Raw genomic sequence first — 21,878 nt, forward strand, 5'->3', positions numbered from 1 at the left:
AGGCGGGGATTACGATGCTTTGAATGACCCTAAACCAATATAATTCAAATTAGAGAGGGAGAAACTGTTTTAGGTTATTAGTTTGAAAAGGGGTGAAGGGGTATGGAGAACTTAGATTGGATCTTTGTTGTAGGTTATTTTGCGTTCATCGCGGTTATTGGATATCAAACAAGTAAACGCATACGAACAGTAAAAGACTATAATGTTGCAGGAGAGAAAGTTACAATTTCCATTCTTTTTGCTAGTTTGGCGGCTTCCGTATTAGGAGGAGGAGCCTCAACTGGAATGGCGGGAAATGTTTATAAAGATGGGTATGTCTTTATGTTTGCATTTTGTGCATATGGGATTGCTAGTGTATTGATTGGTTATTTTATTGCCCCGCGGTTAAAAGCTTATAAAGGAGCACAAACCGTTGGAGATATTATGGAAAGACACTACGGGAAAAAAGCGAAATTAGTAACTGGAATTCTCTCAGTGGGATTATGTACGGGGATTATAGGGGGACAAGCATTAGCGTTAGGAACTATGCTTAAAGTAATCTTGGATATACCTCCGCTTGTAGGGATTCTAATCGGGATGGGTGCGGTCATTCTCTATACGTCCTTTGGAGGAGTTATGGCCGTTATTCAAACAGATGTTCTTCAATTTGTACTGCTCGGTGTCATATTGCCTCTTTCGCTTATCATTGGATTGTTTGCTGTGGGCGGTACGGATACGTTAATTGCAAAAGTTCCGGATTTTCATTTCACCTTGTTGGGTAATTGGGAAATAACTACGTTTATTGGATTATTCGTCACATTTCTCTTAGGAGAAGCGTTGATTCCGCCTTATACACAACGGATTTTTTCGTCTAAAGATCCTGAAACAGCTAGAAAAGGGTATATAATTGCCGGATTCTTTTCTTTTGGATTCTTCTTCATCACAGCTTCATTAGGCTTAGTCGCCTATGTGTTATTCCCTGGGATTCAAACAGACAATGCTTTACCAACCATTGTAAAAGAACTTTTGCCAGTTGGTGTGACAGGATTAGCAGTTGCTGCATTATTAGCCGTCATTATGTCCACAGCCAGCTCCTTTTTAAATTCAACGACCGTTTCTTTTATGCGAGATATCTATCCTTTTCTTAATAGAAAAAAAACTTCGGACAAGCAAGAATTATTGTTGGGAAGAATACTGACAGTAATCGTTGGTATCGCCTCTTTAATTTTTGCTCTAAATGTTCCAAGTATAATCGCGGCCTTGGAATATTCTTATTACCTTTGGGCTCCGACCGTTGTATTCCCATTGGTGATGGGAATCATGTGGAACTTTCGTAATGCAACAGTGGGTTTATCCTCAATCGTTGTGGGGGCGATTATCACCTTAATTTGGACATTTGCCTTACATGAACCTTTTGGTTTATCTGGGGTTGTTCCGGGATTTATCGCGAATATCATTACCTTTTTTATCGCCCATTCATTAACGAAAAACAATGATGCAGGAAGTTCTGCAATTAAGGTGGATAAGGAGATGCTTGAAAATGATGTTGTATAGTTTTCTACTTTATTTCATTCCATCATTATTAATCGTAGTTACCCTTATGACAGGTATTGTATGTACAAAACATTATATAGATGATGTCATTAAGAAATAAAAAAGACTGAAAAATTAGTTTATGAAATATCAACGGAAAAATCTGACGAAAGTATCCGTAGAAATCACTGACATTTTGTGCGGAGAGAACAGTGTCATTTTTACTCATTCAATAGAATATGAAGATATGGAAAATAGACGAAAAGATATGAAGGAGGAAAAGTTATGAAAAGATCTGTAGCTGTTTTAGGTGGAGGTAATGGAGGTCATACATTAGCGGCTGATTTAAGTTTGGCTGGACATGAAGTTCGACTATTTGAAATGGAGAAATTCAGTCTTGCAATGAAGGATGTTTTTGAAACGAAACGTATTGAATGTATTGGCGAGATATTAAATGGAACAGCTGAAATAGCTATGGTCACAAATGACATAGACCAAGCATTAAACGGTGCTGAGATTATCCTTGTTGCTGTCCCGGCTTTTGCACATAAAGACTATGCGAATCTATTAGCTGATAAAGTGAAATCAGATCAATTAGTTGTTCTTCTGCCAGGAACGATTGGTTCTTTAGAATTTGCAAGGATATGGAGAGATTTAGGTGTAAATGAAGATGTTGTGCTAGCTGAATCAGATACCCTTCCATATGCGACAAGACTAGAGGGTCCTGGAAAAGTAAGAGTTAATGTGAAAATTAACGTGCAAATCGGCGTGTTTCCTTCCGTTCGTACTGAATGGGCAACGGCTTTGCTTGATGATATTTTATCTATCACCCCTGTGAGCAATGTACTTGAGGCTGGATTGAGCAGTATGAACCCAATCGATCATCCGCCTGGAACGATTTTAAATGCGGGTCGCATTGAGCGCTCAAATGGCGAATTTTATATTTATGAAGAAGGGATGACCCCATCTGTTATTCGTGTGATGGAACAATTGGATCAGGAAAGATTAGAAATTGGGAAGTGGTTTGATTTGGAATTGATGACAATTGCTGAACTTCTTCATACATCAGGGTATGGTCCAAAAGGAACAACTTGGGAAGTGTTAAACGGAAGCCGCAGTTTGACACCGATTAAAGGGCCAACTTCTTTGCAATCGCGTTATTTATCTGAAGATATTCCTTTTGGTTTACGAACATTCGCTTCAATAGCCGATCATATTGGACTAGAAACACCAGTGATGGATTCGATGATCACGTTAGGCGAAATTCTTGTTGGAGGAATCCCGCAAACTGGAAGGACAATTGATAATTTAGGCCTTAGCAAACTATCAAAAGATGAAATCATAGAATTCGTTCGTACAGGAACGCATAAAGTTTCTGTTTAAGGTGAGTCTAGTAAAAAAATCGAAAAACCCTCATTTTTAGCAGAACGAAATCGCACCCCTTTTAAGTAAACATGCTCAAGAAAGAGCGTTATTGTTTACTTAGAAGGGTTTTTTTACGATGATTCGTATTTAACTTAATAAAGATTGCTTATTTTCATATAATTTAAAGACTTTAAACATGGAATATTATTGAAAAACTAATCATATTAGTTATAATATTAATTATATTAGTTTTGGGGGGGAGTTTGATTAAAGATGAAAATGACTAAGGTTGGTACAGTATATCAACTATCTTTTATGCCACGTGTATTTCCTGTGAACTGTTATTTTGTAGAGGAAGAGAATAGTCTTACACTAATAGATGCAGCCTTACCCTACAGTACAAAAAGTATAATAAATGCGGCGCGGATTATTGGAAAACCGATAACAAGATTAATAGTTACCCACGCACATGATGATCATGTTGGTGCACTAGACGGGCTTAAAGCGTTAATCCCTGATTTACAAGTGAGTATTTCTTTTAGGGATGCGTTATTACTGGCTGGTGATTCTACCCTCCTACAAAATGAAACAAACTCTCCAATCCGCGGAGGAGTCCCTAAAAATATTCAAACTCAACCAGACTTATTACTCAAAGAGGGCGACCGTATTGGTTCATTGGAAGTTATTTTTTCACCAGGACATACCCCTGGTTCTATATCTCTTCTTGACACCCGGAATCATAGTTTAATTGTGGGGGATGCCTTACAAACTAGAGGTGGAACTGCGGTGTCTGGAATGATTAAACCTTTATTTCCGTTCCCGGCCTTTGCCACTTGGAATAAACTTATCGCTCTTGAAAGTGCAAAGAAATTAAGAAGTTATAAACCGAGTTTACTTGCTGTTGGTCATGGGAAGATGCTAGAACACCCTGGGAATTCTATTGACAAAGCAATAGTTGAAGCAGAATTAAAACTTCAATCATGAAAATAGGAGGTAAAAATTGATGTCTCAACGTATAAGGTTAGATTTGTCTATCATTTTACAAAAAGCTACAGAACTAGTTGATGAAAACGGCCTTGATCATCTTTCGTTAGGCAAGTTGGCTGAAGAATTACAAATACGCCCCCCTTCGTTATATAACCATTTAGACGGCCTAAATGGATTAAAACAGAAACTAGCAGTAAATGGAGTTAAAAAACTTTATGAATACATGCTTCAAGCAGCAGTGGGACGCTCCGGTGATGATGCAATCAGGGCACTTAGTGAGGCATATGTTGAATTTGCTAGAATTCATCCAGGACTTTATGATGCTACCACCCGTTTTCCAAATTCTGAAGACAAGGAGTTACAACAAGCACAGCAATCAGTTGTAGAGCTTGTTGTCCAAGTACTACAAGCCTATAATTTGAAGGAAGAAATGGCAATTCACTTGGTGAGAGGATTAAGGAGCATTTTACATGGATTTACTTCAATTGAAAAAATGGGTGGGTTTGGGATGCCGATTGATATCGATAAGAGTTTTTCTATACTGCTGAATACTTATATTGAGGGAATCCATTCTATAGTTATAAATAAAGATAAATATGAGCTGGTGTAAGGTTAAAATGAGTTTTCTTTCTGTCTTGCAAATGGTAAACTTATCCGTTCGATTTTTATTAGAAATTTTTGCACTTGCTGTATACGGTTATTGGGGTTTCAAAGTAGGAAATACCAGAATCATGAAAGTTTTTTTTAGCATTGTTATCCCAATTGGTATAGCGATCCTTTGGGGGGCATTTGGTTCCCCTAAGGCCAGCATACAACTATCCGCACAAATTCATTTGCTACTGGAAGCAGTTATTTTCTTGGTTCCAGTAGGATTACTTTTGTCCCTTAAAAACGTTAAACTAGCTTGGTTCTATGGATTTACCGTGATAATAAATAGAATTTTCATGATGCTTCTGGACCAATAAGGTGTAGTTTAAACCTGACCAGCAGGACATCAAAATGGAGTGGCGAACAAAAAGAAAAAACCCTTGCTACACAAGGGCTTTAAAGTATGAAGTATAGCTGGATCGAACCGTTGCCGAGTTTCATATTTCTTAGCTGATTTAAAGGATTCATAAGAGAGTTTAAAAGTCTGGCCTGCAAAAGAAGCATTTCCTATTTTTTCTGCTTTAATAGTTGTAAGTCGACGTATAGCTGTATCCGTGAATGAAAGTCATCAAAATCGATTGAAGTGAGATCGGCTATTTGGTTCATTCTGTATTTTAACGTGTTGGTATGAATGTATAGCTGTTCAGCTGTCGGTTTGATCCGGCAATTATTCAACAGAAATATTTCCATTGTTTGAAGGAGCTTTGTTTGGCTTTCCTGGTCCTTCTTTTGCAGAATCTGTAAATCCATATTGATATAATTCGTTTTACCATGATGATTAGAGATCATTTCGAGGTAACGGAAAATCCCAAGTTTGCTATATTGAAAAGGAAGCTGTTCAGGTTTACCGATGAACTTGGCTGCATTGATCACTTCCAGGGCTTCTAGATAGGATTTTCTTAATTGAAGAATCGAAGAATACTCATTTCCGATTCCTGAGAACACCTTTTGGCCATTGAATTGGGAAAGAACCGTGTTCGTTAAATCAGTGGCGCTATCAGAAAGCAGCTCTTTCCCTTTTCCGTTGCTACCAATTAAGACGATGATCTTCAATTGGTTTGTGAATACATGGGAAAAATGATTCAATGCATTTGCGAATAGACTGACTGTATCCGTTAATTCATCGAAATGTTCCGCATCGGATTGAGCGATGGTAAAGACATTTACAAGGAATGTTTCCGGAATAAGAAGACTCATATTGGCTGCTTCCCATTTTATTTGGTTTTCCGTTTGATAGACTTCGTCGATGACCTTTTGGTAAAACTCATTTTTTTCTTCATCTTTTTTCATGTTTATCTGTTTTTTCTGATAGAGGAGCTTGCCGATATGATGGGAAACCTCATGTAAAAATTCCAAATCGGAATCAGGCATCACTTCCGTCTCTTGGACCCAAATGAATCCGAAGACCTGCCCTTTGTGGACAGCGCTTACAACAACTCTTTGATTTAAACCGATTTCCTCGATTTGTTTCACTCTAAATGGATGCTCCACCGTTTTAAGCTGTTCGACAATGCCCTCATCCATGAATTTTTCCAAGATTGGAATCGGCCAATGCTTAGTGAAGATGGTTTGCTGATTGGCTTGGTCGAAGTGTTCGATATAATATGAACTATATGCCAGCAATAAAAATTGGTCATTTTCGATGACGACTGGTTTTTTTAAATAAGTGCTGACCATATCCGTTATATCGTTGATGTTTGTGAGAGTCAGGATTTTTTCTAATGACATATATGGCCCCCTGTTATTTTTTGAAGTATATGACAACTAAGTTTAATAATACTTTTAAACGGATGATGTGTATAGGGGCACAAAGAAGGAACGGTCTATGAAAAAAATTTCATAGACCGTTCCTTTTAGGTGATTTATTATTGTTTTAAAGTTCTTTCGAATTCCTCGAATTGCTCTTCTACTTCTTTTGATGGCTTGGCTGTAAGAAGACTTACCACGATAATGGCAATCAAGCTTGCGCCAAAACCAGGGATCATTTCATAAAGCGTATCGGATAATCCTGCCATCGACCAGAAAATCACAGTCCCGGCACCAACGACCATCCCTGCTAATGCGCCCCATCTTGTCATGCGTTTCCAGCATAGGCTTAGTAAGACCAATGGACCGAATGAAGAACCGAATCCAGCCCAAGCATACCCTACAAGTCCAAGAATCGTGTCATTTTTCTCCCAAGAGAGAATAAGCGCGATGATCGATATGATCAGTACAGAAAGTCTGCCTAGGAAGACAAGCTCTTTATCTGAAGCGGAACGACGGAAGAAGGTTTTGTATATATCCTCGGTTAAAGAGCTAGCTGTAACCAACAACTGCGAAGAAATCGTGCTCATGACGGCTGCCAGTATTGCGGAAATCAAGAAACCAGTGATAAGTGGGTGGAAAAGTATTTCCCCTAACTCTATAAAAATCGTTTCAGGATCATCTAACTTGAGACCGTTCTGAGAAAAATACGTGATACCGATGAATCCAGTCAGCATGGCACCGACACTGGAGAAAATCATCCAGCTCATCCCGATATTACGGGCTTTCTTGATTTCCTTAACAGAACTGATCGCCATAAAGCGGACAATGATATGCGGCTGTCCGAAGTAACCCAGTCCCCATGCAAATAATGAGATGATTCCTAAAAAGCTCGTCCCTGTAAAAATATTCAATAAGGCTGGATCAATGGAACGTGCCGTATCTATGGAAGGACCGAAACCGCCAACATGGAAAAGGGTAACGATCGGTACAAGAACCAAGGCAACGACCATGATGATTCCCTGAACAAAGTCTGTCCAGCTTACTGCCAGGAATCCGCCGAATAAAGTATAGGCCACGACAACACCTGTTAAGATCCATAGACCTGTATGGTAATCTAGGCCAAATGTACTTTGGAATAAGACTCCGCCAGATACCATTCCGGAGGAAACGTAAAAGGTAAAGAATATCAGGATAACCAAAGCGGAAATGAGCCTTAAGATCCGTGAGCCCTCACCAAAACGATTTTCCAGGAAAGCAGGGATCGTAATGGAGTTATTGGCTACTTCTGTATACGTTCTCAATCTTGGTGCAACATACAGCCAGTTCGCATAGGCACCTAGTGTCAGGCCGATTACAATCCAGATGGAACTGAGTCCTGTTGCAAACATGGCACCTGGCATCCCCATTAAAAGCCAACCGCTCATATCTGCAGCACCGGCGCTTAATGCAGTAACAGCCGGACCAAGACCCCGGTCGCCAAGCATGTAATCATTTAAATTGGACGTCCTTTTGTAAGCGAAATACCCAATGAAAAGCATGCCCGCCATATAAATGCTAATGGAAATTATTAATGAGTAATCTATCATATGAAGACTCCCTTCAGGATGAAATATATAATTTTTTGTTTTAAAAGAGGAAGCAACCTATTTGTCACTTCCTCCATTTAACCTCTTTTTGATTGTGTATCTTAGTATAGAAGATACTTAACTAAAGAGGTTATTCATTTCTACTTCATTTGCTTTTAAAGGATCATTATCAGAACGTTTCTGATGTTGTTTTGGCTTGCATATGAAGTTGCAAGTAGTCCGGTCCGCCTGCCTTGGAATCGGTTCCTGACATGTTGAACCCGCCGAATGGCTGATAACCTACGATTGCACCAGTACAGCCGCGGTTGAAATACAAGTTCCCCACATGGAATTCTTCACGTGCTTTTTCCATGTTCAGGCGATTTGTCGTAATGACAGCCCCAGTCAAACCGTATTCTGTGTTATTGGCAATTTCAAGAGCTTCGTTAAAGTCTTTCGCTTTTGTAAAGGCGACGACTGGGCCGAAGATTTCTTCTTGCATCAAACGGGCTTGCGGATCGACATCAGCGACGATGGTCGGTTGAACGAAGTAACCTTTTGAGCTATCTCCTTCTCCGCCAGTTAGAACGCGTCCTTCTTCTTTACCGATTTCAATATAGCTCATGATTTTATCGAATGCCGCCTGATCGATAACTGGTCCCATGAAATGATTTTCTACAGGATTACCAACAGTAAGTTGTTTTGTTAATTCAACAGCGCGATCTAAAACTTGATCGTATACATCTTCTACGATGACAGCACGGGAGCAAGCAGAACATTTTTGTCCAGAGAAGCCAAATGCAGATTTCACGATCGATTGAGCGGCCAATTCAAGATCTGCCTCTTTGTCAACGACGATCGTATCTTTTCCGCCCATTTCAGCGATGACACGCTTCAGCCAAATTTGGCCTTCGTTCACTTCTGACGCACGTTTGTAAATGCGCAGACCTACATCGCGTGAACCTGTGAAGGAAATGAAACGTGTTTTAGGATGATCAACCAGGTAGTCGCCCACTTCGGCTCCGCTTCCTGGAACGAAATTCAACACACCTGACGGAAGGCCGGCTTCATGCATTACTTCAACGAATTTCGCAGCAACAATAGGAGTAGTCGAAGCTGGTTTTAACAGGATTGTGTTACCAGTGACGATAGCGGCAACAGCTGTACCTGCCATGATTGCAAATGGGAAGTTCCAAGGAGAAATGATGATGCCTACTCCTAATGGAATGTAATCATAGCGGTTAAATTCTCCCGGACGGCTTTGAACAGGCACACCATCTTTAAGCGTCAGCATTTGACGGGCATAGAATTCAAGGAAATCGATCGCTTCCGCTGTATCCGCATCAGCCTCATTCCAAGGTTTTCCCGCTTCTTTTGTCAATAACGCAGAGAATTCATGCTTGCGTCTGCGAATGATGGCAGCAGCTTTGAACAAAACGTCAGCGCGGATTTCCGGTTTCACTTTTTTCCAGCTTTCAAAAGCTGTTGCAGCTTCCTGCATAGCTTTTTCAGCAAGATCCCTGTTAGCTTTCGATACTTGGCCGATGACCTCTTGTTTGTCTGCAGGGTTATATGAAACGATTTTCTCATCAGTCGTTACTTTCTCTGCCCCGATATAAAGAGGGTAGTCTTGCCCTAAGTAGCCCTCAACAGTTTGAAGTGCTTCCTGATATGCTTTTTTGTTTTCCTCGTTTGTAAAATCAACAAATGGTTCGTGTTTATATGAAATCATTAATAATCACACCTTTTTATAGAATTTTTGTAGCAATTAGAATGTTGAATGTATATTTAGCTTCTGACCATCCCTTTGAAGGCAAAGGCAATATTAGACGGCCTTTCCGCAAGCCTTCTCATGAAGTATCCATACCAATCCAGACCATATGGTACATAGACGCGCATTTTGTAACCTTGCTTGACCAACTCGTATTGTGTTTTGTTTCTCATGCCATAAAGCATTTGAAATTCGAATTGTGTATTTGGAATGTTATGCTTTTTAGCCAGCGCTTTTGTATATTCGATGATTTGGTCATCATGTGAGGCAATGGCCGTATAATTACCGTTAAGAAGACTTTGCTTAATCAACTTTTTATAGTTTTCATCTACATCATTCTTTTCGGGAAAAGCCACCTCGGCAGATTCCTTGTAGGCACCCTTTACGAGACGCAAGAATGGCTTATACTCGGCAAGGTCTTCCAAATCTTTCTCTGTGCGGTATAAATAAGCTTGTAAAACAGTACTTATGCAGTTGTATTTTTCTTTGAACTGCCTAAATATATCGATTGTTGCCTGACAGCGAACCTCATCTTCCATGTCAATCGTGACCATGACATTGTGTTTTTCTGCTGTATCAAGAATTCTTGTCATGTTCTCGATGACCAGATTATGATCGATATCAAGACCCAGAGAAGTCATTTTGAGAGATACCTGTGAATCCAGTTTTTCTCTGCTGATCATTTCAATGGTTTCGATGCATTCTGCTGTCCTTTCCTGGGTCACTTCCTTAGAATCAACGAATTCCCCAAGATGGTCGACTGTAACCGACAGGCCACTATTATTAAGCTGTTTAATGAATTTAATGGAACTTTGGAAATCAGTTCCCCCTATAATTTTTCCAGCTGCAAAACTACCGCCGCTTTTCTTTGCAATATTATTAAGTAAGTTATTTTTAGATAAAAATAAGAAAAAGTCTCTTGTAATCGCTTCCATTTAAAAAACACACCCCCTAAGAAGTTGTAATCACAAGATAATCTTATGGTTTTTCGACAATTTGCGCAATGTTCTAAAAATACAATAATTCTGTCTTTTGTTTGTCGGTTAGGGACAAAGAAGGGGGAGGTACTCAATTTTCTCCTAATCTTAATGGATAGAACGGAAGGTTTATAATTTATCTTATAAAGAAAAGCTAGAAGAAAGGTGCTTAGGAGAAAATAGCCCTGTGAAAGATGAAACCTTTGCGAATGCGTTTAAAAGTGGTAGCTCGACCATAATAATCCAATGCGATATAATGAACCTTACTATAGGTCCAACCGAGTACATCTTCTGTTACATGATCGGAAGTTAATGGCGAGGGCTGTAAAAATAAGTGACATCGGTAAGGCGGGGAGGGATAAGGAATGGGTGCGGTATTTGAAGAACTTAGAGAAACATCTGGATTGATAATCGGCTTGATAATGGCTCTGGTAATAACAGGGTTTATTGGACTAGCCTTCACAAAAGCACATAAAGTCATTGTGTCACCTGTTGTTCGAAGGATAAAGAAAATGGTTAGTCGAAAATAGATGTGGCGGATTACATACCCCCTTGTCCCTAATCCATCAAGCCCCGCTTGAAGAAGGTGCAACCGTGTATGTCTATAATAGTAGGAAGTATGTGAATAAACTCAAAAAGAAGTCACTATATATGAATTGTCAAAGCATTAGATGCGGCGAAGAATAAGATTGAAACGACTCTTTTCCTTTCACATATGTAATCAATAGATAACTATAGCAAAAAAATCCCCACTTCTACTATAGAAGTGGGGGATTTTACATATTAGATTAATAAGTAATCATGATGTAGTAGAGATAAAGGTTCTGAAGTGCTAAATGTCATCTCACGCATTTGTCTCCACCGAATAATGCTGATTATTTTGTTCGAAGGCATGACGTTTTGGGGCTGGAAGGTGTCATTCTGTATTTAAAATTCAGTAAATGAATTCGTCATTCTTAGGAACAAGAACAATTCTTTCAAATTAAGAAAATCATATTAGAATACGAATGCCCTTTATGCCGGCTTATCGGGATAAAGGGCATTTTACTTTCTCCGAAACCATAAAGGTGATAGTACTAGTATTCTAATAAAACAATCTAAGGAAAATTTTACAACAATGGAATATAATAGAAAAATATGGTATGGTTTTAATTGTGTTAAAATTTGGTATTTAATTTAGAGGAGATGAAAGAGTATTCATGCTTAAGAAATTATGTGTTGTAGGTACAATTTTTGCTAGTATCAATTGGGAATAGTGCTATTGCAGCTGAAGTAGATCAGAAACAACTGTTACTAACATATCAAGTTTTTCTGAAGTTAGCAGTCTAACTGCAGGTATCACAGCAGAAACATCCGGAAAAAAAATCAAGTGTACTTCCAAGGTAAAGGCTAGTAATCCAATTTTTGGTTCTCCTAGCGCAACAGCTACTTCATCAGCAGCTGTAAAAGAAGATCATATCTCTGCTAAAGTTAGGGTATATAATAGTAAGGGCGGGTTGCGAGGACAAAAAACAGATTCGCAGACAAAGTCAACATATGCTGGAGCTACCTATACTGATAAATCTACTAGTATTCCAGCTACTGCTTTTGGAAATCATACTTATGTAAAGAAGAGTTATAAAACTGTCGTACATGAAACTAAGGATAAATTTTAAATATAAGAAAAAGTTAAGGCTAACTATTGTTAGTCTTAACTTTATTCTAGGAGCAATGATTATATGAAAAAAAAGCTATTGATAGTCACGGTCATTTTATTCATTGGAATTTCAGGTTGGATCTTTTACAATAAAATGTCAGGCGAAAACACAAAAGGAATACAACCAGGATTTGAGGAAGGTTCCAATACCATATCCTACGGGTTGTTAAATGCGGATGACAAAGTAATAGATAATGGAAGTATTCTAGAACCAAAAGAGAATAAGCTCGAGTATACCCTCTCGCTCTCTAATTTTATCGAAGTGGAAAGAGAGTATGCATTAATAGTCCTTGAAAACTTTAAACAAACACCCTTCACAGTTGAAGGAAAGCGATACAGTGTTTATACTTTTAACGCTAAGCCAAATAAAAGAATTGAGTTTAATACGAGTATTTCCACTAACAATAATACAAGAGAGATAGATTATCTTATATTTAAAAAACCAAATTATTTACTAGATAAATTAGATATATCAAAGATGCATACTTTGCAGGAATTTTTACCTTTGCGTTTTAAGGTTAAGAGCAACGGAGCCAAACCAAAAACAGCTGATTTTATTCCTGATGAAACGATTAAAGAAGGACCCAACGATACCATTTTTATTAGTAAACAAAAAGAGGAACTAAATATTCTACCCACAGCAAGAAGTGGTGAAAATGTTTTTATATCTGTTGGTAACATTGTTGAAAAAAAGGAAAACTACAATATCATTGCTTTAAATAATTGGCAACAGATTCCTTTAGAGAATGAACAATTAGTAGGAAATGTAGTTGTTAATCCTGGTGAAAGAAAAGTTTTTGAATATAAACTTCCTCAGGTAAAAGTTAACTCGAATTTTCAGGTTATTGCTTTACCAAAACCTTATGAAGTTAGCGAGAGTGACTACGAAAGCACAGCCGCCTTCGGATCATTTCGAACAGTTATCAAACCTTAAATACTGAAATAATAGAGTCCCGCTTATTTCAGTATTAAGAGCAATTCTTTCAATTCTTTCAAATTCGCAAAAAGTAAAATACCCCTTATGCCGGTTTCGTGCCGACTTAAGGGGTATTTTAACTTCCAAGCACGGGCTCGCAATCCCCTGCTACTGCTGCTATAACCTGAAGATCAACATAATTTGACCTGCAGGGTTTGTTCTACTCAATTTTGAGGCAGCTAAATGAAGTTGTTTAAATGGGATTTTGGAAGGACACAATGAAACGGAAAATTAGCAAACAATACAAAGAAATATCTGCTTTCATGTAACGTATCAAAGCCACGACCTTAAGTGGAACCGTTCGTTTGAGTCGGGGCTTTTTTTGCGTTTAAACATCGAATAATCAGGGCAACCTTAAATATCAAAATATTCGTCTGACTTTGCGCCAGCATCTATACTCCGAATCGCCTTCATAATTTTCTTTAATACTCCAGCTGAAGGCACATACTTAGGATCACTGCAAACTCTGCTAATCGTATTGCGTGAGATTCCAGACGCGCTTACAAACTCCTCTTGTGTATACCCGTGCTTATCTATTAATTTGCCGACCTTACTCCGACGCTTTCCCTTCCCGAATCTAAACATTTCGCGTACCACCTAGTATTTATTGTACTAGCAGTCTCGTCCATCTTTCACAAAAATATACGCATAGTTTCGCAAATAATTGGTATAAAGAAAAAACGGTAAGTCTAATAAGTTAACTACCCTAGTAGCCTTACTAGAGTAGTCTTTGCCAAATCGAAAGCGAAGCGATAAAGGACGAAAGTGTTTTGAAGAAGCGGGGCGGATGGAAACGGAAAGGGGATCACGAGGGGGAAACCCTCACGAAATACGAAGGGATATAAACTGATATTTATATTAGGAGCAAGCTGAGAAATGGTTGCATCAATAAGTTAACGGAGGATTATGGTTCGTCAGGTGTAGGGATAACATCAATAGGATTGTGAGGTGTGATGGTATGCTAAATAGTAAGAAAAGTTATTATTAATTGTATCCCTTAGATTTATCAGCAAGAGAGTATTTTTCTGGAGGAGTAATAGTTGAACGGACACTCCCTATTACCTCCGACAAACATTAAAATGCTGAAGGGACGGTATAAGACAGAATGTTTCCACAGTCGAGTCATGTAGAGTGTGTGACACAATTTATATTAAAATAAACCCCTCCTATTCAGACTCGGATTTCGTGAAAAAAATTTCCGAATTCCGGGTTTTTCCCTCTTTCACCCTTTGATAATCCTGGATTTCTGGTTTTTTGCCCTCATCCAACTCTGAGAGATTTCTATTTTAACACTCGAAAAAAGGTGAAAAAAATGTAGTGAAAAGCGGAAAAAGCGGGAAAAAACGGTCATTTTTGAATCAAAAATCGTCCGAAATGGGGATTCCGTAGAAAAACTTTATTTTAACTGAAACGGTTGAATGCGAGGTGGAGTGGGGTGATTTCGGAAGAGTTTATTTTAATTGAACATAGTAGAGAAAAGCAATCCAGTTGAGTTTGTAATATTTCAAAAGTAATATTGAATAGGGGAGAAAAGATTTAGAATAGTACAAATACAGGTGAAATTTAGAACAATTTTATGTGATAAAGTGTAAACTAGAATATTAATYAAATATCATGCCATAAAGGCAGTATGAAAGTTAGAGTGGTGGAACTAGACATAGGAAACTGGGTTGTTTTTGTATACGCTTTATATTGTCCTTTATCACCATTTTGAAGACCATTTGCATGTTTCCTAGTACTTACTACTTTAATAAAGGAGGCCAACTATGAATATCGGTTTAATTGGTGCGGGAGCCGTTGCTAAATTTTAATTGGATGAAATCAATTAAAGCGAAAATGACCATTTTAAATCAAGTTTTTCAGCGGATTATAAACAAGGCAGTTTCTTGTGTTTTAAGTCTTAGGAAAAAGAAATGAATGTTTTTATTATCGAGTGATGAGGTTGAGTTTTGCCGGTATAGTTGAACGATTTAGCAAAATGTATTAATGCATAGTTGTAGATAATTGCGAAACAAAGATTATTTATATCTCACGAGGAGTTCTACATGGATGAATTGATAGAAAAATTCTAGAAATCATTATAGAGTAGCTGCAGAAAGAACAAAATCAAAAAGAGTTTCGAAAGCAATAAAAATTATTTTATTTGGTGCAATTATCTCATTTTCTTATTTATCTAGCCAGAAAGGCGAGAGAATTTGAAAGGTATTCCTCCTGAGGGTTGGCTAGACTTGTAGCGAACTGAAAGAAGCAAAGTAGATAAAATCAGAAAGGGTGATAAAATGCCAGAAATAAAAGATGAAATCATTTTAAGAGGGCTTAAAGAAAATAATTTAAAAAATGTAGATTTAAACATACCCAAAGAAAAAATTATCGTATTTACTGGTCTTTCAGGCTCAGGAAAGAGCTCCGTTGTTTTTGATACATTAGCAACAGAAAGCAGAAGACAAATGACTTTGAATTATCCTCACTATGTCAGATATCAAATGCCAAGGTACGAAAGGCCCCATGCTGATCTTATGCAAAACTTAAGCCCGGTTGTAGTAGTAGAACAAAGACCTACAGGGAGCAATTCCCGCTCAACAGTAGGCACCTATATGGATATAAATCCATTGATTAGAGTTTTGTTTTCAAGAATAGGAAAGCCATCAATTGGTTCTGCCAACGAATTTTCGAGCCAAAGTTCTTTTGGCAGATGTCCAGAATGTGGTGGATTTGGGGAGGTAATTGCGCCAGACCTAAATAAGATTATCGATTACAATGAGTCACTTCGAGATTATGCAGTGAAATTTAAGCCATTATCTCCTTCAGGTTGGCAAGGCCGATGGATGATGACCTGCGGATTATTCGATCCGGATAAACCGATAAAGGACTACTCAGAAGAAGAGCTCCACCTGCTATTATATGGTCCTCGAGAAGGTGAAAGAGTCTATGCGCCGTTTCACACAAAACACGGACCTCAAAAACATGAGTGGGATGGGTTATTGCCCAGATTTACTCGCCTTTATATCAATAGAGATATCTCAAAGCTAAAAGAAGTAACCCAAGATGACGTCTTAGCAGTATCAACACATTCATTATGCCCAACCTGCCAAGGTTCAGGCCTAAACCCAAAGGTATTGGAATGTAGAATAAATGGTTTAAATATCGCAGAATACGATCAATTTGAGCTTACAGAACTACTGGAAGAACTAACAAACATAAAAGATCCTATGGGAGAATCTATCGCACAACAAGCAATCCCACATATCATACAACTAGTTGAAATGGGATTAGGATATTTGAGTCTATCAAGAAAAATGGGTACCTTGTCCGGTGGCGAAGCTCAAAGGGTAAAAATCGCTCGTCATTTAGGGAGCAGCCTAAACAATATCACATACATTTTCGACGAACCAAGTGCAGGACTCCATCCAGAAGAAGTGGATATGTTAATACAAATGATGAAAAATCTAAAAGCCCAACATAATACCGTAATTGTAATCGAACACGATCTATCAGTAATAAAAGTAGCGGATGAAATAATAGAGATGGGACCAGGAGCAGGTGTAAATGGAGGAGAAGTTGTCTATCAAGGAAAATTAGAAGGACTAAAAACCTCTCCAACCGCAACAACCCTAAACCACAGTCTAAAAATCAACAAAAATCCAAGGGATATAGAAAGTTATTTTACAATAAAAAGAGCAAGTAACAATAACTTAAAAAATATAAGCGTAAATATTCCTAAAAATGTCTTAGTCTCTATATGTGGAGTATCTGGTTCAGGTAAAAGCTCTTTAATGTTTGGAGCATTCACAGAAAGTTATCCCGAAACCATAATGGTAGGGCAAGGTAGTATAGGAATTTCGAACCGTTCGACACTAGCTACATATATGGGAATAATGGATGATATTCGCTCAATATTTTCAAAAGAAACAGGACAACCAGCAGGTTTGTTCAGCTTTAACTCATTAGGAGCATGTCCTAGCTGCAAAGGAAAAGGAGTCCTAACGCCAGACGTAGCATTTGCAGATCCAGTGACAATCCCGTGTGAAGCATGTGGTGGTACGAGATATTCAGACGAAGCACTGTCATATCGATATCAAGATAAAAATATGGAAGAGATTTTAGATTTAACTATAGACGAGGCTATTATCTATTTTAAAATGCCAAAGATCATAAAAAGAGTGAATACACTAAAAGACGTAGGGTTAGGGTATCTAACTCTAGGACAGACAACAAGTTCTCTAAGCGGAGGAGAAATCCAACGTCTAAAACTTGCAAGCCACTTACAAAAAGAAGGACAAATATACTTATTAGACGAGCCATCCTTAGGACTACACACAAAAGATAATGGAAAACTCTTAGATGTGTTTCAAAAACTTGTAAACAGAGGTAATTCTGTTATAATCATCGAACACAATCTAGAATTTATAGCGGCGAGTGACTGGGTAATAGAATTGGGTCCAGGAGGAGGAAAACAAGGCGGACATATTATATTTGAAGGCACACCAGAAGAGATATTAAATGCAGAAACATTGACAGCGAAATGGTTAAAGGATGGAGTTAGAAAACATTTCACTTAAAATGTGGATTTATTATTTGAACTTCCCCACTTATCAAAGTGGCTGATTCTTTCTAATGAAAGATAAATTGCTGGTGTTGGCCGTAACCAATCGAAACTCCATCCTAACCGTTATTGCAAGAAGCCGTTTCCCCTTCTCTACATAAACCCATCAGCACCCATGTGTTGCGACATACACTCTGGACATGTGGAGTGCGTGTCACAATTAATTTTTAATGCTTTACATAACCATTATTTTCTTGCCTGATTCATTGAACATAAATGAAAAGGTTTCAAAATGGGTTTTTATGATAATGATATTTACGCTATTTACGATAACTAAAGAAAAATGGTGGATTAAGCTCATTTCAATGTTTCTTGGTTTGGCAGTATTTATGTTATTCATTATTTTATTTGTACCATAAAAATGAGCTCTCTTTTGCCATTTTCTTCTTCAATTAACGGGTGCTTGAGTTTAACAATAGGGTTGCTACGCAACACTTTCTTATGGAACTAAAGGGGCAGGTTAGTTTAATAAGGAATGCTATAATAGCCTTAATTTCAAAACGATTTTAAGGAGTTAAACGCTTATGATTATAAAAATTGACTTTGGTGACGATTTTATTCAATACATTTCTTGTTCGAAAAATAAATTGCCAAGGCAAATAAGAAAGAAATGAATGTATGGGATGAAGAGGAAGTAAATAGATTTCTAAAAGTAGCAAAAGAGGATCCTGTTTATATTGTATTTTACCTTGCATTAACAACTGGTATGCGACAAGGTGAAATACTTGGATTGCCTTGGAAGGATATTAATTTGGAAAAAGGATTGTTAAATATTAAACAGACTCTTAGTCATGACGGTAAGACATTTTTAAGCGGAGCTAAAACCAAGTCTAGTCTACGGACAATAAATTTATCCCTGTCGTCTATAAAGGTCCTTATAACTCGTAAATTAACTGTTTCGAAAGAAAAGCTAAGCCTAGGCCCTATTTATCAAGACTTTGATTTAGTTGCTTGTACTCAGCATGGTACACCGCTTAATCCTGTAAATATTAGAAGGACTTTTAAAAGGATGATCAAAATGGCTGATGTTCCTGAAATCCGCTTCCATGATTTAAGACATACACATGCTACCTTGCTTCTTTCCAATGGTGTTCATGTCAAAGTCATCTCAGAAAGATTAGGACACAGTAACAAAAAAGTTACACTTGATACCTATTCACACGTTCTTCCATCAATGCAAGAAGAAGTGGCTCGTAAATTAGATGAAATTATTAAATAATTGCGTGTGTGACCAGATTGTGACCAGACGGACATTTTCGAAGAAAATATTAGGGGAACAGTGGTATATAAAAAGAAAAAAACCCTTGATACACAAGGGTTTCCAAGTATGGAGCATAGCGGGATCGAACCGCTGACCTCTACGCTGCCAGCGTAGCGCTCTCCCAGCTGAGCTAATGCCCCGGGTTAGGGTACAATAATTATTTTATCGAAATTTCAGGAAAAGTCAATAATAAAATTGAGAAATTTGCAAAATAGTAAGAAAAAACCGTTTGAGGGTATCAAACGGTTTTTTTTCACTTAAGCATTCTCGATTTCTACCCGTGCAATTTCTTTAAGGTTGGAGACGGTGTAATAAACTTCTGAGGTTCTAACTTTATGATCGACCAAAACTTTAAGTGTTAAGAGGTGATGGTCTTCTGCAACATCTTTGATTCTTAGGTTTTTGATGAAAATCTTTTCGTCTTTGATTTTTTTGAGAACTAAAGCGATGTCATCTTTATCTTTTACCACTAGCTGCAGAAAGATTTCTTTTTGCCGTAATTTCATCGGGCCAAGCCAGGTGACGACTACGGGTACCAATTCGACACTGATGATTAATAGAATGACTCCGGCAATTGCTTCGAGAAAGAATCCAGCTCCGACAGCAATCCCAATTCCGGCTGCTCCCCAAATGATGGCAGCGGTGGTTAAACCGGAGATGCTGTTATTGTCACGGCGGAGAATAACGCCGGCCCCGATAAAGCCGACGCCAGAAACAATCTGTGCGGCAAGACGTAAGGGATCCATTGTGATATTTACATCGTCACTTCCGGGGAATTTATAAGCTGACTCCATGGAAACAATCGTTAATAAACAGCTGACGATGGAAATAACCAAGCTTGTTTTTAATCCAACGGGTTTTCGTTTCATTTCTCGCTCTAGCCCGATAATTAATCCAAGGAGAGCTGAGATCCCCAGCTTAATAAGTATTTGCAGTTCTGATTGAGGATCGAATGTCCATTCCATAATGTTCACCACTTCCGAAAGAGTATCGAGAATTATATGATTGGTGCAATATACCCGTTTTTTCAAATAACTCACTCTAATAATTTTACCATAGTAAAATAGAGTACAATGATAGGTAATTCAACATGAAAAGAGGAACAAGAATGCAAATACCTAAAATAAATCCCTATTTTGCATTGGCGATAGGTGTGGCATCCGTTTCATTTTCGGCCATACTTGTTAAATTAGCATCTGCTCCATCAGGTGTTATAGCCTTTTATCGTTTATTATTTACTGTTCTACTTATGTTGCCGGTTTTCATAATAAAATACCGCCATGAACTTAAATTCATTGAGAAAAAGGACTGGTTGTGTTCGATTGCGGCAGGTGTGTTCCTAGCTTTTCATTTTATATTATGGTTTGAATCGCTCAATTACACGTCGGTTGCGAGTTCAACTGTGCTTGTCACCCTTCAGCCGTTATTTGCGTTTGCCGGGGCTTACTTGTTTTTTAAAGAACGATTTTCAATGAAGGCAATATTAAGCGGGATCATCGCGATAGCCGGCAGTCTTGTCATCAGCTGGGGAGATTTTAGAATCAGCGGTATGGCGCTTTGGGGAGACATTCTTTCCCTTGTTGCATGTGCGTTAGTAACTGGTTATTTACTATTTGGTCAAAATGTTAGAAAGCGTATCTCTTCTATAACATACACTTTTGTCGTGTATGCAATTAGTGCATTTACATTGTTTTTCTACGTTGTCCTTAAGGGAGAGCCGCTGGGACCATATCCTACTGTCGACTGGATTTATTTCGTTTTGCTTGCTATTTTCCCGACTCTATTAGGGCATTCATTATTCAACTGGTCATTGAAGTGGTTAAGTACTTCAACAATCTCTATGGGAATCTTACTGGAACCGATTGGAGCGACAATTCTAGCTTACTTCATTCTTGGTGAACCCATACTCTGGACGCAAATCCTAGGAGGTACCATCATATTGGCCGGCTTGATGATATTCCTAAAGGATGAACAGAATAGTAAGGTGCAGAAAAAAGAAGCAGTCTCCATATAAAAGCAGTAAGTCGAATCCGACTTACTGCTTTTATTTAATAGGGATAAAACAAATAGGTAATCCGAGTGAAGATCAAGGCAAATGTAAAGCTAAACAAAAACGTTGTACCATTCACTTTCCCTTTTTCCCTACTGAACTTTATGGCTTCATAATAAGCAGTGCTAAATAAGTAAAGAGCCATGCTGTAAGAAATGAGTAGTGCGATTAATGATAGATTCATTGCTTCACCTCAAAGAAAGAAGATATCTTTATATGTCTATTTGGGATTAAGGGGAAATATGCGAGTTAATTCAGCTGAAGCGGCGGACTGTGTTTTTGAGGTAGGGGGGCTTGGCGCATTCGAAAAAGAGTTATTCTAGAAAGGAATATATAGAAGGAGAATGAAAAAAACACCTTTTTCGAAAAAAAGTTTTGAAAAACATATTGCAAACATTATTTGTACATGGTATATTATTTCTTGTCGCTAAGACAACAACTTAAACAGCTCAACAAGCTGTTGAAAACTTTTTAAAAAAAGTTGTTGACGAAACGTGACACAATGTGTTACATTATAGGAGTCGCTTCTGAGAGAAACGACAACAAATTGCTCTTTGAAAACTGAACAAAACAAAGCGCCAACGTTAATTTTTAAGTGAGCACACACTATCAAAAAAGCAAAATGAGCAAGTCAAACATTTCTTCGGAGAGTTTGATCCTGGCTCAGGACGAACGCTGGCGGYGTGCCTAATACATGCAAGTCGAGCGAATCGATGGG

17 protein-coding genes, 1 tRNA gene, 1 rRNA gene and 1 pseudogene are annotated in these 21,878 nt (G+C 38.1%); 13 read left to right on the plus strand and 7 right to left on the minus strand.

Annotated features, from left to right (window positions below):
* Nucleotides 1-102: 102 nt before the first annotated feature.
* The 6 genes from AC1DUW_RS04390 to AC1DUW_RS04415 all read left to right on the plus strand — a co-directional run bounded on the left by AC1DUW_RS04390 (nucleotide 103) and on the right by AC1DUW_RS04415 (nucleotide 4,829).
* The gene (locus AC1DUW_RS04390; RefSeq protein ID WP_053348829.1) at nucleotides 103-1,533 is read left to right on the plus strand and encodes a sodium:solute symporter family protein; all 1,431 of its coding nucleotides are present in this window, start codon (nucleotides 103-105) and stop codon (nucleotides 1,531-1,533) included.
* Between the two features lie 121 nt (nucleotides 1,534-1,654).
* Entirely contained in the window at nucleotides 1,655-1,801 is a 147-nt protein-coding gene (locus AC1DUW_RS04395) for a hypothetical protein (RefSeq protein WP_477642049.1), read from the plus strand.
* Entirely contained in the window at nucleotides 1,798-2,895 is a 1,098-nt protein-coding gene (locus AC1DUW_RS04400; protein WP_477642050.1) for an NAD/NADP octopine/nopaline dehydrogenase family protein, read from the plus strand. Before AC1DUW_RS04395 ends, AC1DUW_RS04400 begins: the two co-directional genes overlap by 4 nt.
* A gap of 255 nt (nucleotides 2,896-3,150) precedes the next feature.
* A complete protein-coding gene (locus AC1DUW_RS04405) occupies nucleotides 3,151-3,861 on the plus strand; it encodes an MBL fold metallo-hydrolase (RefSeq protein WP_053348831.1) in 711 nt (236 codons plus the stop codon).
* Between the two features lie 19 nt (nucleotides 3,862-3,880).
* On the plus strand, nucleotides 3,881-4,474 hold the full coding sequence (locus AC1DUW_RS04410) for a TetR/AcrR family transcriptional regulator (protein ID WP_053348832.1): 594 nt from the start codon (nucleotides 3,881-3,883) through the stop codon (nucleotides 4,472-4,474).
* A gap of 7 nt (nucleotides 4,475-4,481) precedes the next feature.
* Complete coding sequence (locus tag AC1DUW_RS04415; protein WP_053348833.1) at nucleotides 4,482-4,829, plus strand: YrdB family protein; 348 nt, start codon at nucleotides 4,482-4,484, stop codon at nucleotides 4,827-4,829.
* Between the two features lie 190 nt (nucleotides 4,830-5,019).
* On the opposite strand, the gene AC1DUW_RS04420 is transcribed toward AC1DUW_RS04415, so the two are convergent.
* The 4 genes from AC1DUW_RS04420 to AC1DUW_RS04435 all read right to left on the minus strand — a co-directional run bounded on the left by AC1DUW_RS04420 (nucleotide 5,020) and on the right by AC1DUW_RS04435 (nucleotide 10,532).
* Nucleotides 5,020-6,240: a PucR family transcriptional regulator gene (locus AC1DUW_RS04420; RefSeq protein WP_053348834.1), complete on the minus strand. Its 1,221-nt coding sequence runs from the start codon at nucleotides 6,238-6,240 to the stop codon at nucleotides 5,020-5,022.
* Between the two features lie 137 nt (nucleotides 6,241-6,377).
* Entirely contained in the window at nucleotides 6,378-7,847 is a 1,470-nt protein-coding gene (putP, locus tag AC1DUW_RS04425) for a sodium/proline symporter PutP (protein WP_161804982.1), read from the minus strand.
* Between the two features lie 169 nt (nucleotides 7,848-8,016).
* Nucleotides 8,017-9,558 (minus strand): L-glutamate gamma-semialdehyde dehydrogenase, encoded by a 1,542-nt coding sequence (gene pruA / locus AC1DUW_RS04430; RefSeq protein WP_053348835.1) that lies wholly within the window; start codon nucleotides 9,556-9,558, stop codon nucleotides 8,017-8,019.
* Nucleotides 9,559-9,614: 56 nt separating this feature from the next.
* Nucleotides 9,615-10,532: a proline dehydrogenase family protein gene (locus tag AC1DUW_RS04435; protein WP_053348836.1), complete on the minus strand. Its 918-nt coding sequence runs from the start codon at nucleotides 10,530-10,532 to the stop codon at nucleotides 9,615-9,617.
* Nucleotides 10,533-10,939: 407 nt separating this feature from the next.
* Between AC1DUW_RS04435 and AC1DUW_RS04440 the strand changes: the two genes are divergently transcribed.
* Together AC1DUW_RS04440 and AC1DUW_RS04445 are read left to right on the plus strand one after the other, a co-directional pair.
* Nucleotides 10,940-11,104, plus strand: coding sequence for a hypothetical protein (locus AC1DUW_RS04440; protein WP_161804983.1), 165 nt, complete (start codon nucleotides 10,940-10,942; stop codon nucleotides 11,102-11,104).
* 1,188 nt (nucleotides 11,105-12,292) lie between these two features.
* Nucleotides 12,293-13,204, plus strand: a complete 912-nt coding sequence (locus tag AC1DUW_RS04445) for a hypothetical protein (RefSeq protein ID WP_477642051.1) — start codon at nucleotides 12,293-12,295, stop codon at nucleotides 13,202-13,204.
* A gap of 396 nt (nucleotides 13,205-13,600) precedes the next feature.
* Here AC1DUW_RS04445 and AC1DUW_RS04450 read toward each other — a convergent pair whose 3' ends face one another.
* Nucleotides 13,601-13,831, minus strand: coding sequence for a helix-turn-helix domain-containing protein (locus tag AC1DUW_RS04450; protein WP_053348838.1), 231 nt, complete (start codon nucleotides 13,829-13,831; stop codon nucleotides 13,601-13,603).
* Nucleotides 13,832-15,525: 1,694 nt separating this feature from the next.
* Between AC1DUW_RS04450 and AC1DUW_RS04455 the strand changes: the two genes are divergently transcribed.
* Both AC1DUW_RS04455 and AC1DUW_RS04460 read left to right on the plus strand, forming a co-directional pair.
* Nucleotides 15,526-17,805 (plus strand): ATP-binding cassette domain-containing protein, encoded by a 2,280-nt coding sequence (locus AC1DUW_RS04455; RefSeq protein ID WP_477642052.1) that lies wholly within the window; start codon nucleotides 15,526-15,528, stop codon nucleotides 17,803-17,805.
* Nucleotides 17,806-18,435: 630 nt separating this feature from the next.
* Nucleotides 18,436-19,068: pseudogene (locus tag AC1DUW_RS04460) on the plus strand (site-specific integrase); the annotation flags it as partial.
* A 109-nt stretch (nucleotides 19,069-19,177) separates the two neighbouring features.
* On the opposite strand, the gene AC1DUW_RS04465 reads toward AC1DUW_RS04460, so the two are convergent.
* Nucleotides 19,178-19,250 (minus strand) — tRNA-Ala (locus tag AC1DUW_RS04465).
* Between the two features lie 117 nt (nucleotides 19,251-19,367).
* Nucleotides 19,368-20,075, minus strand: coding sequence for an MgtC/SapB family protein (locus AC1DUW_RS04470; RefSeq protein ID WP_053348841.1), 708 nt, complete (start codon nucleotides 20,073-20,075; stop codon nucleotides 19,368-19,370).
* A 143-nt stretch (nucleotides 20,076-20,218) separates the two neighbouring features.
* Here AC1DUW_RS04470 and AC1DUW_RS04475 point away from each other — a divergent pair, with 143 nt between their 5' ends.
* The 3 genes from AC1DUW_RS04475 to AC1DUW_RS04485 all read left to right on the plus strand — a co-directional run.
* Nucleotides 20,219-21,124 (plus strand): DMT family transporter, encoded by a 906-nt coding sequence (locus AC1DUW_RS04475; RefSeq protein WP_053348842.1) that lies wholly within the window; start codon nucleotides 20,219-20,221, stop codon nucleotides 21,122-21,124.
* Nucleotides 21,125-21,315: 191 nt separating this feature from the next.
* Nucleotides 21,316-21,483, plus strand: a complete 168-nt coding sequence (locus AC1DUW_RS04480; RefSeq protein WP_477642053.1) for a hypothetical protein — start codon at nucleotides 21,316-21,318, stop codon at nucleotides 21,481-21,483.
* 317 nt (nucleotides 21,484-21,800) lie between these two features.
* Nucleotides 21,801-21,878 (plus strand): 16S ribosomal RNA (locus AC1DUW_RS04485); the annotation flags it as partial.

Source organism: Peribacillus sp. P4_C12 (assembly GCF_056402095.1).